The 10,887-nt window shown below is 56.3% G+C and carries 7 protein-coding genes; 4 read left to right on the top strand and 3 right to left on the bottom strand.

What is annotated here, in order from left to right:
* Window positions 1–124: 124 nt before the first annotated feature.
* The 3 genes from B0T39_RS25165 to B0T39_RS16230 all read right to left on the bottom strand — a co-directional run bounded on the left by B0T39_RS25165 (window position 125) and on the right by B0T39_RS16230 (window position 4,412).
* Window positions 125–1,039 (bottom strand): calcium-binding protein, encoded by a 915-nt coding sequence (locus tag B0T39_RS25165; RefSeq protein ID WP_141111263.1) that lies wholly within the window; start codon window positions 1,037–1,039, stop codon window positions 125–127.
* 5 nt (window positions 1,040–1,044) lie between these two features.
* Window positions 1,045–3,798 carry a type VI secretion system Vgr family protein gene (locus tag B0T39_RS16235; RefSeq protein ID WP_081548371.1) on the bottom strand — a complete coding sequence of 918 codons (2,754 nt, stop codon included), beginning with the start codon at window positions 3,796–3,798 and terminating at the stop codon, window positions 1,045–1,047.
* A 284-nt stretch (window positions 3,799–4,082) separates the two neighbouring features.
* Entirely contained in the window at window positions 4,083–4,412 is a 330-nt protein-coding gene (locus B0T39_RS16230) for a helix-turn-helix domain-containing protein (protein ID WP_176219577.1), read from the bottom strand.
* 491 nt (window positions 4,413–4,903) lie between these two features.
* Between B0T39_RS16230 and licT the strand changes: the two genes are divergently transcribed.
* The 4 genes from licT (at window position 4,904) to B0T39_RS16210 (ending at window position 10,868) form a co-directional block, all read left to right on the top strand.
* Window positions 4,904–5,905, top strand: coding sequence for a BglG family transcription antiterminator LicT (gene licT / locus B0T39_RS16225; RefSeq protein WP_217806262.1), 1,002 nt, complete (start codon window positions 4,904–4,906; stop codon window positions 5,903–5,905).
* Window positions 5,906–6,059: 154 nt separating this feature from the next.
* Window positions 6,060–7,928 (top strand): PTS beta-glucoside transporter subunit IIABC, encoded by a 1,869-nt coding sequence (gene bglF / locus B0T39_RS16220; protein ID WP_081548359.1) that lies wholly within the window; start codon window positions 6,060–6,062, stop codon window positions 7,926–7,928.
* A 22-nt stretch (window positions 7,929–7,950) separates the two neighbouring features.
* Window positions 7,951–9,348, top strand: coding sequence for a glycoside hydrolase family 1 protein (locus B0T39_RS16215; protein ID WP_081548357.1), 1,398 nt, complete (start codon window positions 7,951–7,953; stop codon window positions 9,346–9,348).
* Between the two features lie 122 nt (window positions 9,349–9,470).
* Window positions 9,471–10,868 (top strand): carbohydrate porin, encoded by a 1,398-nt coding sequence (locus B0T39_RS16210; RefSeq protein WP_081548355.1) that lies wholly within the window; start codon window positions 9,471–9,473, stop codon window positions 10,866–10,868.
* Window positions 10,869–10,887: the final 19 nt, after the last annotated feature.

Here is a 10,887-nt window from a genome sequence, read left to right as displayed (position 1 = left end):
TTCGGCCTGCTTGAGAAAGCCAATGATCTGTTCTTCGGTGAATCTGCTCTTCTTCATGTCCGTCATTCTCCTTCAGTGACGGACTTCTCTCTACTTTTGATTGGTAAGGCCTAAGGGGAGCAGATCAATAAATCTCCAAAACACCAGATTCTATTTTTGTGTGATTACCCCCCCATGCAGCAGGGTCTGGATTCACATTAGGATGTTTTGCTATGTAAGCATGAACTGCAGATTTTATATCCGCCTCCACATAACCAGGCCGGTTTACGTGCTGATCAAGTACGACTGCCCTACCAAAATCAGATTTAAAATAATCAGAAACCTTGCCAACAATCTTCCCATCGGTAATTTTTAAGTTCACTACCAACCTAAGTCGTTTTATAAAATCCCGAACTTGATGCTCCAAAAAGTACTCGTGCTTAATTGCTTTTATAATTGCTGCCAGCGGGCGGGATTCTTGATTTTCTTTTTTTGAATAAGTTTTTTTGTTAAACTTACCTGAGTCACGCAACAGCTTTTTTAGCTCCTCACCTGTTAACTTGGCACCCCCAGTTAATTCCTTATCACTATAATACATCTTACGGGTGGCGGGACCGTTCCCCTCTATCGTCCAACCACAATTTTCAAAGAGAGACTTGTATAGATCCGGATGCTTCTCTTTAAAGTCAGCAACCTGCGCAGGAAATTCACCAGAGCCTTTTGGATTTATTGTTTTCTGCATTGCTCCTGCTGTTAATGTTTCACTATCATAAGCTTGAACCGTATCTAAATTCCCTTCGTTGGCAGACATTATAAAAATTATGCGTTTTTCTGACTCGGTAACTTCGCCATTCTTCACCATGCCTGCCCAGCCTGGAAACTGATCAATTGGCATTTCCCCGTCATAAACAGGCCCGTATGTCGATCCATACCTGGTGCATCTTATAATTTCACCGTAATCACAGCCACAGTCATGACACACAGGCACAACAACAGTTGATTTAGTGAGGTCTGTTTTATTTGTCTTGATATTCTCTTTAGCTAGAGCAACAGTTGCCATAATATTCAATCCCGAACAATAGCTTTAATGATCTTTAACGGCCTAGCTGTGTTAATCCGCTCCGTCTTGCCCTCAGCATCTGTAACACCCTTGAATATCCATCCATTTTCCATATGCACTTCGTAAGGTTTGCCCATTAAGGGCTTCTTGGTCACTTCATCAACAAAAGTCAGGCTTTCGTCATGCTCGGGAAAAATAGGTAAACCAACAGGGGTTGTAAGCCTAGCGGGACCACTAAACTCATGGCGCGCACCCTTGACACTGATCGTGCCCGGCGCATGTACTTCGATGTTCCCTCCCTTGAGACGGATATAAGCGCCGCCACTGGTAAGCAAGACCTCTTGATCAGCAGCAACATGAACGAAACCCTTGGCAGCGGTTATGGTCACGTCCTTGTCCGCAGTGATCTCCATCGCATCGCTCTGTGCCTGCACCTGCACCTTGCCCTTGGCGGCAATCAGCTTCACAGCAATTGTGTCTTGAACCCCAGCCACAAATAGACTGATGCTCTTGCCCACGTTGTGAATCCAACGTCTGCCCGTGGTGTGATTGGCATCTCGCTGGGCAACCAGGTTGAGATTCTGCTCCGCGCTGAGAGTTTGGCTTTGCCCTGTGACGCTGGCGATGCCTGCCTCACCAGACAGAATCAGCAGCGGCTGTTGGCCCTCTTGCTCTTTGGCAGTTTTGCCGTCTTTGTCCGTATTACTACCCGCTTCCCAAGCCGTCAGGGCATCCAGCTGATGCTGGATATGACCTTTTTCTTTCTTCCAGCTTTTGGTGTTGTCGTCGCCAATGCCGTCTGGCCCAGTTTCCATGGTATCCGCCTGCTGGCCGGTGGCGGTTTCGGCCAGCGCCTGGCTCAGCGCGACGGCGGATTGCAGTTGGCTTTGCGCATGTTCTCGTGCCAGTTGTTTGCCACCTGCGCCGTTTTGCGCTTCGGAGGATAGCAGCAAGCCATGTGCAGCACGGATAGCGCCATGGTGGTCCGTTCGCAGCTCAAAACCTTCCCCACGCGACTGGGCTTTGCCATTGCTGCGCGGGTGGGTGAGGAAGCCCTGATTCAGTTGTGTCTTGCCTAATTCGCTAGACAGCTTGACACGAACCTGCCCCGGGGTGTCGTCAAATAGCAGCTCGTTGTAGCCCTCTCCCCGGTGTTCTTTCGATTTAATACCGGACAGCGTCTTGTTGGCCGGCAGGCTACCAGCGCCGCTGAAATCGGGCGGCGAGTGGCTGCCGTTGTAGAACACTCCGGTGACCAACGGTCGGTCGATGTCGCCTTCGATAAAGCTGACCAGCACTTCTTGGCCAACACGCGGGATAAACTGATGGCCGAAACCGACACCGGCGCTGGGCATAGCCACGCGCAGCCAACACGAGGATTTATCGTCGAAGTTGGCACCAAACTGTGCGTGTTCTTCAGGCCTTTGCCAATGGAATTGCACCTTGATGCGACCTTGGTCATCGGTGTAGATTTCGTCGGTGACTTGGTCGGCTGGTTCGACTGGGCCGACTACGGTAGCAGTTTGTACACCGCGCGATTTGGGCCTTGCCAGCTCAGTACCAGCATAGGCCGGCGTCAGCGGGATGCCGCGCCGCTGGGCCTGGATGGAAGTGGTAAACGGCTCAGCCTCGCTTACGGCACCAGCATGTTGAGCCAGATCCTGCGGCAGATTGTTTCGTACCAGAAAGCTTTGACTGGTAATTACGAATTCACGGTCTTGCGGGCTATCAGTTTCATGTACCGGGTGGTCGTCCAACCTGAACCACTCACCTGGCTGCAGACCGCGCACTGTACCACTACCGCTGAACTGCTTGGCCTGAAGATCATTGGCCTGCTGGCGCAGTTGGGCGTAGCGACCAAGCTGTTCTTCGTCGCCAGCATAGTAAAGGCCCGGCGCATCGTAATGGGTCAGGCTACTCTGCAGCAATTGGCCGCTCTGGCCCTGTTCGATGCGACTACCATCTTGAATCTGCTGGGTGTAGACCAGCTTGTAATCGTAACTAGCCAGCGCTACGCAGTCGGGCACGATCTGACGGGCTGCTTGCCAGCTGGTAAGACCATCTTCTTCTTCCGTGGCATCGCTGCGGTGGAAACGCACTCGCTCCAGCGAGGCGGCCGGCAAGCTGTAAGCATCATCAAACACCACCAGACGCACCTGAGGACCATCGTCATCCTGGTGTACAAAACGCCAAGCATAGCCCTCTTCATGCAACAGACGGGCAATGAAGTCGAAGTCGCTCTCGCGGTATTGTAGGGTGTAGCTGCGCGGCTGCGCCGGCTGCACCTGAATGGCCAGAGTTTGCACTCGGACGAAGACAGGGTTGCCTTGCTGATGTTCGGTCAGGATCTGCTGCACAATGTCCGGCACCGTCATATCCTGGAACACACGTGAGGTACGGCGATGGCGCAGCAACGCGAACGGCGGCTCCACCACCAGCTCGTACTTGGCAAAGCCACCATCGGCCCCCACAGACCGGACTTCGCTCACCACACCACAGCGGATGGACTCGCCACCGTCTGCATTCTCAATGCCAATGCGCGCCGGTTGGCCCAGCAACAACTTCAGTTCAATATGGGTATCTGGTGACAAGCAAGTCAGCGTATAACGGTACGACTGGGAAATGCCCTCTTCGGCCTGCAGGCTCAGCGGCAGCAGTTGCTCAGCAGCGATTTGCCCCGTACCCAGTTTCAAGGTCAATACCCGTCGGTCTTGGCCAAAGACGGAAGCAAAACTAGCCAGCAGCGCATCCATATCCATCAGACTCCCAAATAAAAATACCCTCGAGAGAGGGTATGCCATTGAACTCAATCAGGGCAGGAAGCTTATGATGTTATGCAAGCCTCAACAAGCTAGCTTGGTCTTACGTCCGGTAAACCTGGACCAAAGTACAGGACCGTCTTTAGTATTGGTTTGGCCTTGCACATCCCAAACCTGGACAAATTGCATTTTGCGCAACGATCTTCAGCTTGGTTGAGCGTACGCTTTCGTGCCGTAACGAGGGTATAACCATGGCTCAAGGACTAGGCCTTCACCTTGAAGGATTATTTTTCGCCTGATGAAAAAATGGAATGCAACGCAGCAGCCATGCGTTCCACCTCGTCAGCGCCAGCAGCTTGCGCGCTACGCATAATCTGACTTCGCATCTCCTCCACGGAGGGGCGGCCGTCGAAATCGAAGAAATCCTTCAGTTCCAGCTTCATAGCATTGGCCAACCGCTCTAGCGTCTCAATGGCGGGGTAATGCGCGCCACGCTCTATGCGGCTCAGCGACTTGGCGTCAATGCCCACCATCTCAGCCAAAGCATCTTGGGACAGACCTTTGCGCTTTCGCAAAATCTGAACTTGCCTACCAATCTTGATTTTCGTGTCCACTTTTCTACTCTGCGTGTACTTTCTCCTCATTTAATCAACGCACACTGTTTACAATAACTACGTACAGAGTAGAATTCATTAAAAAGTAAACCTAAAACTCACAAAGAGGCATGCAATGACTCCCTTCCGCAGTCCTGCACCCCCGCCACCCTCAACCCTGGCCGCCTGCGCCCTGGCCTTGAACTGCCTCGCCACCCTGCGTCACGCGCTTGACGCTTTCCAATCCCACGCCGCACAGACACATCAGCCCCGTTTGCAGCATCTGGCCTGTGCCGCCTCCGCGGTGCTGGACGATTGCGCCAGCCAGTTGCAAAGCCTTTGCCCCGACGCCGTTCCCTGCCCGCCGAACGGCAGGTTTCCAACGCTGACTTGGAGACCGCAATGACGCCTTCCCACTTTTTCGCCACTGCAGCAAAACCAACCCCAATGGCCCCTCCTGCCCGGCGTCCGTACCCGCCAATTTCGAAGCGATCTATTTTTAACAAATTAAGTTGTATTTTTTACTGCCCTATGGTTTCATCCGTTGGCAACGCAGTGGATCGAAGCGGTGGCTTTGCTCCTGCGTCGTCAAACCAGATGTTTGTGCTCAAGGATTGTTACTGCGCAAGCAGGCAAAACCTGATGACTTGGCTGAGGCCAAGCCGTCAGGTTTTTTTGTTTTCAGGGTGTGCGCTATGAAAATCAGCAAAATCTTGAATAACAATGCTGCCCTCGTGTTGGATGAACACCAGCATGAGCTGGTGGCCATGGGTTGCGGCCTGGGGTTCCAAAAGCGCCCGGGAGACGCGCTGGACCCGGCCCGGATCGAAAAACTCTTCGCCTTGCAAAACCATGAACTCACTTCCCGCTTGAGCGAGGTCTTGAGCGGCATTCCCGCGGAGGTGATGGCAGTCTGCGCCGACATCCTCAAGCTGGCGAAAAAACAATTGGGCAGACTGCCCGAGGAGGTTTATCTGGCGCTGCTGGATCACTGCCATTTCGCGATTGAACGCCAGCGCCAGGGCATTACCCTCCACAATGCGCTGCAATGGGAAATGCGCAGGCTCTACCCGAGAGAATTCGCCATTGGCCTGCAAGCGCTGACGCTGATCCAACAGCGGCTGGGGCTGAGCCTGCCAGAGGATGAGGCGGGTTTCATTGCCTGGCATTTGGCGAATGCCCAATTGAATGGCGAAGCCTCTGAAATGCAAGCCATTACCCAGTTGATGCAACAGGTTCTGCGGATCGTCACCTACCAGCAAGGGCATCCACTTGACGAGCAAGCGTTGAACTACCACCGCTTCATTGCTCACCTAAAGTTTTTTGCGCAACGCGTGTTGTCGCAGCAGCAATTACCCGCGGGAGACCCCGCTTTGCATGCGGCGGTGAAGGCAAGCTATCCGCAGGCATGGCGCAGCGCGGAAAGCGTTGGCGGCTTTATTTGGGAGCAGTACCAGAAGGAGCTTGGGTTGGACGAGATGATGTTCCTCGCCATCCATATCAGCCGTCTATAAGCCTGATCTTTATTCATAGGCCGGTTTGACCAGCCAAGGCATCAACAGGGTTGTTACTGTCTAGAACAGGCAAAACCTGGCCACGCTTTCCCAATTGCGGGTGGGCGTGGCCGGGTTTTTTTTTGAGCATTCGCTCGCCGCAGGGAGGAAAACAATGGACAAACTCGCCAAACAAATCGTCGCGGAAGTTGGCGGCAAGGACAATATTCTGAGCCTGGTGCATTGCGCCACCCGGCTGCGCTTCAAGTTGCGCGATTCCGGGCGGGCCCATGCGGAAACCTTGAACAATCTGCCCGATATTCTGATGGTGCTGGAGAGCGGCGGGCAATTCCAGGTGGTGATTGGAAACCGGGTGGCGGAGGTCTATCAGGCCATTTGCCAAGTCATTGATCTGGACGATGAGGCTCCGCTAGCGGGCGGGACCAAGAAAGAGGGGCTGCTAAGCCGTTTCATTGACGTGGTCTCCGCTATTTTTACGCCCACCCTCGGCATCCTGGCCGCCTCCGGCATCCTGAAAGGCTTGCTGTCGCTGGCGCTGGTGAATGAATGGATGAGCGAAACCGGCGGCACCTATTTACTGTTGTTTGTGGCCAGCGATGCTTTGTTTTACTTCTTCCCACTGGCCTTGGGGTATACCGCCGGCAAGAAGTTTGGCGGCAACCCTTTCACGGCGATGGCCCTGGGCGGCGCGCTCACTCACCCGCTGTCCATCGCGGCCTTTAATGCCGCGCAGCAAACGGGTGCACCGTCCTTGGACTTTGCCGGCATTCCCATCGTCTTCATCAATTACAGTTCTTCGGTGATCCCCATCATTCTCGCCGCTTGGGCCAGCAGCCATCTTGAAGCCCGCTGCAACCGAATCCTGCCCGCCGCCATCAAAAACTTCCTGACCCCGCTGCTGTGCTTGAGCCTGATCTTACCCTTGACCTTCCTGCTGATCGGCCCGGCCGCTACATGGCTGGGACGCTTGCTGGCGGATGGTTTTCAAATCCTATATGACTTGGCTCCGATGCTGGCCGGCGCGGCGCTGGGTGGCTTGTGGCAGGTTCTGGTGATCTTTGGCCTGCATTGGGGCCTGGTGCCGCTGATGTACAACAACTTGGCTCTGCTGGGTTACGACACCATGGGCGCGCTGCTGCTTCCGGCGGTAATGGGGCAAGTGGGCGCTACGCTGGGGGTTTTCCTACGCACCCGCGATACGCGCATGAAGTCATTAGCGGGCTCAGCGCTGAGCTCCGGTTTATTCGGCATTACGGAGCCCGCCATTTATGGCGTGACCTTGCCGGCAAAACGCCCCTTCCTCTTTGGCTGCGTCAGCGGTGCCTTGGGAGGCTTGATCCTGGGTTACGCACGCAGCCGCGTCTATTCGCCCAGCCTACCCAGCATTTTTACCTTCTCCCAGCTGATTCCTTCCAGCGGAGTCGATTTCACCGTCTGGGGCGCCATTGTCGGCAGCCTGCTGGCAGCCGGCCTCGCCGCGCTGCTCACCTTCTTTTTCGGCCAACCCAAAGCTACGGCTGGCCTTGCCTCGACGGCGGCGGAAGAGGCCCCGGTTGTAGCCGGGGCGACATCGGCTTACCAAGTTCTGTCCCCTATCCACGGCCAGACTCAGGCGCTCAACACGGTGCCGGACCCCGCCTTCGCCAGCGGCGTGCTGGGCAATGGCGTGGCCATCCTGCCGCATAGCGGGCGGGTGGTGGCGCCGTTCAACGGCCACGTCAAATCCCTCTTCCAATCTTGCCACGCCCTGGCGCTCGTCGCGGACGACGGCACCGAAATGCTGATCCATGTCGGCATCAATACCGTCAAGCTCGATGGCCGCCACTTCAATGCCCATGTACGGACGGGAGACTTGATCTCAGAGGGTGATCTGCTGTTGGAGTTTGACCGCGCCGCGATTGCCGAGGCCGGCTTCGATATGACCAGCCTAGTGCTGATCTGCAACCCCGGCTGTACGCAAGTGCAGTCCATCCCCACGGCCGAGGTAGAGGAGTTGGCTCCCCTACTGACCGTCAGCCGTTAACCACAGTATCAGGAGATGAGAGATGACATTGTTTCCCGCTGATTTTTTATGGGGCGGCGCCTTGGCCGCCAATCAGGTGGAAGGCGCTTACCTGGCCGATGGCAAAGGCCTGTCCACCTCGGACGTGCTGCCGCAGGGGATTTTTGGCCCTATCGCCCAGCGCGTGGCCAGCGACAGCTGCCTCAAGGACCAAGCCATCGATTTTTACCACCGCTATCCGGAAGACATCACCCTGTTCGCCGAGATGGGCTTTAGCTGCCTGCGTGTGTCCATCGCCTGGAGCCGCATCTTTCCGCAAGGCGACGAGGACGCGCCCAACGAGGCCGGACTGGCGTTTTATGATCGCCTGTTCGACGAAATGGCCAAGCACGGCATTCAGCCGCTGGTCACGCTCTCGCATTATGAAATGCCTTACGCGCTGACTCAGCGTTACAGCGGCTGGGCAAGCCGCCAGACCATTGGCTTTTTCGAGCATTACGCCCGCACGGTGTTTGCCCGCTATCGCGACAAGGCCAAATACTGGCTGACCTTCAATGAAATCAATATGGCGCTGCACGCGCCGTTTACCGGTGTCGGCCTGCCGCCGGACAGCGGCAAGCAAGCCATCTACCAAGCCATCCATCACCAATTGGTGGCCAGCGCGCGCGCGGTGAAAGCCTGCCACGAGCTGGTGCCGGATGCCCGGATCGGCAATATGCTGCTGGGCGATATCGTCTACCCGCTAAGCTGCCGGCCGGAAGACCTGCTGGCTTGCCAGCAACGCAACCGCGACTGGCTGTTTTTGGGCGATGTGCAGGCGCGAGGCGCTTATCCGGCCTATATGCAGCGCTTCTTCCGCGAGGAAGGCATTGAGTTGGACATCCACGCGTCCGACTTAGTGGACCTGCGCACCACCGTGGACTTCATCTCCTTCAGCTACTACATGTCCGGCTGCGCCAGCGCTAACCCTGACTTTGCCCAACAGGCAGGCGGCGTGCTGGGCATGGTGCCCAACCCTCACCTGCCAAGCTCTGACTGGGGTTGGCAGATCGACCCACAAGGGCTGCGCTACCTGCTCAACCTGCTCTACGACCGCTACCAGAAGCCGCTCTTTATCGTGGAGAACGGCCTGGGCGCGCGTGATGAGGTAACGCCGGACGGCCGCATTCATGACGACTACCGCATCCAATACCTCAACGATCATCTGATCCAAGTGGCCGAGGCCCTGGACGATGGCGTCGACCTCCTCGGCTACACCAGTTGGGGGCCGATTGATCTCGTCAGCGCCTCCAAGGCGGAGATGTCCAAGCGCTACGGCTTCATTCACGTCGATCTGGACGACCAGGGCCATGGCAGCCTGGAGAGACGGCGCAAGGACAGCTTTTACTGGTATCGCGACGTGATCCGCAGCCGGGGGCAAACGCTGAAGCCGGCCGGTTAAACCCCACAGCAAGAATCCCTAGGCCTGTCAGCGGCAGGCCAAACCCACAACAGGCGCTGCCATAGGCCAGGGGCTAGTTTTGCCTGCGCCTATGCCGACGCCGGAAGCATCAGGAGACAAACATGCCTACCCTGTTCTCTACCAACCCGCGTCCCTTCCTGCTGGCCTTGGGCCTGACCTTGGGCGTTTTGCTAAGCCCGGCCATCGCGCAAGCCGATAGCGGCCGCGATGACATCCCCGCATGGAATGGCACGGTGCTAGGCTTCGAATCGCAGGCCGGCGACTTGCTCAGCCGCCGCCTTGGACTGCGCCAGGCCTTGCAGGCCTTTGGCTTTGAGTACCAATTGGCCCATATCAGCCAAACCGCCTACAACGCCAAAGGCGGTTACAACACGGACAAGAAAGCCGAATACATCGACCAGTTTTCCCTGACCTTCACCCAAAACCTGGAAATGCTGACTGGCATTCCCGATGCCGCGATTGAGGGCAATATCGTCAACCGCAACCATGACAACAACCTGACTAGCACGCGGCTGCAAGATACCCGCGTCGGCTTCAACGACCTGGCGCAGGAAAGCTGGGGCGGCCAATCCATTACCCGGCTGGGCTGGCTGAATTTCAGGAGAAGCTTTCTCGACGGCAAGTTGCAGTGGCGGATTGGGCTGATGAACAAGGTGCAAGACTTTGACCAGATCATTCCCTGCGACTTCCAGATGCTTAGCCTGTGCGGCGGCAAATCGGCGGACTCAGGCACCTGGTATAACTGGAATGTTCATTACTGGGGCAGCACTGTGCAGTATCGGCTCACGCCGGAGCTAACCCTCTTGACCGGCCTGCTGGAGCAAAACCCGCAAGCGCCGTCGCGCAGCCACGCCTGGAGCGTATCCACCGACGGCAACCGGGGCATTCTGCTGCCGCTGGAAGCCGAGTGGCGCACCCGGCGCTTCGGGCTGCCGGGCATTTACAGCCTGGGTCTGCTGTACACCAATGCCAAGCAAACCGACCTCTATCTTGGTCAGTCCGGCAGCCCCGGCCCCGTTGATCCAGCGGGCTATCGCCAGTACCGCAACACGTGGTTCTTGTATACCGGCTTCAACCAACAGCTGACCCGCCATGCCGATAACGTTAATCGTGGCCTAAGTATGTCCTGGAGCCTGGGCTTGGCGGACCAGCGCAGCAATAAGTCGCGTTATTCCAGCTCTCTGGCATTGCGTTATCGCGGCCCCTTCGACGCTCGGCCAAACGACTGGCTGGCGCTAGGCGTAGCCAAAATGCAAGGCAGCGCCAATTTTCGCCGTGGCCAAAACTTCCTGAACCAGCAAAACGAAGCCGAGGACTACAGCGATCCTCGTTACGCGCCGCTGCCGGAGTCTTCCGTGAATGCCGAATTGTATTACCGCTTCAAAGCAACCCCGTGGCTGGAGATACAGCCCCTGATCCAATATTGGGGACGCCCCGGCGGCATTGCCCAAACTTCCGACGCCTGGGTAGTGGGCCTAAAAACCGCTATCAACTTCTAATTCAAGTTGGTCAAGCCAA

This window comes from Chromobacterium haemolyticum (genome assembly GCF_002081825.1).
Classification (GTDB): Bacteria; Pseudomonadota; Gammaproteobacteria; order Burkholderiales; family Chromobacteriaceae; genus Chromobacterium; species Chromobacterium fluminis.
This window is presented reverse-complemented; position numbering and strand designations above follow the sequence as displayed.

Excerpts from the sequence above, each read along its gene's own strand:
- B0T39_RS25165 (WP_141111263.1), bottom strand. The coding sequence starts at position 1,039 with ATGGCAACTGTTGCTCTAGCTAAAGAGAATATCAAGACAAATAAAACA.
- B0T39_RS16235 (WP_081548371.1), bottom strand. The coding sequence starts at position 3,798 with ATGGATATGGATGCGCTGCTGGCTAGTTTTGCTTCCGTCTTTGGCCAA.
- bglF (WP_081548359.1), top strand. The coding sequence starts at position 6,060 with ATGGACAAACTCGCCAAACAAATCGTCGCGGAAGTTGGCGGCAAGGAC.
- B0T39_RS16215 (WP_081548357.1), top strand. The coding sequence starts at position 7,951 with ATGACATTGTTTCCCGCTGATTTTTTATGGGGCGGCGCCTTGGCCGCC.
- B0T39_RS16210 (WP_081548355.1), top strand. The coding sequence starts at position 9,471 with ATGCCTACCCTGTTCTCTACCAACCCGCGTCCCTTCCTGCTGGCCTTG.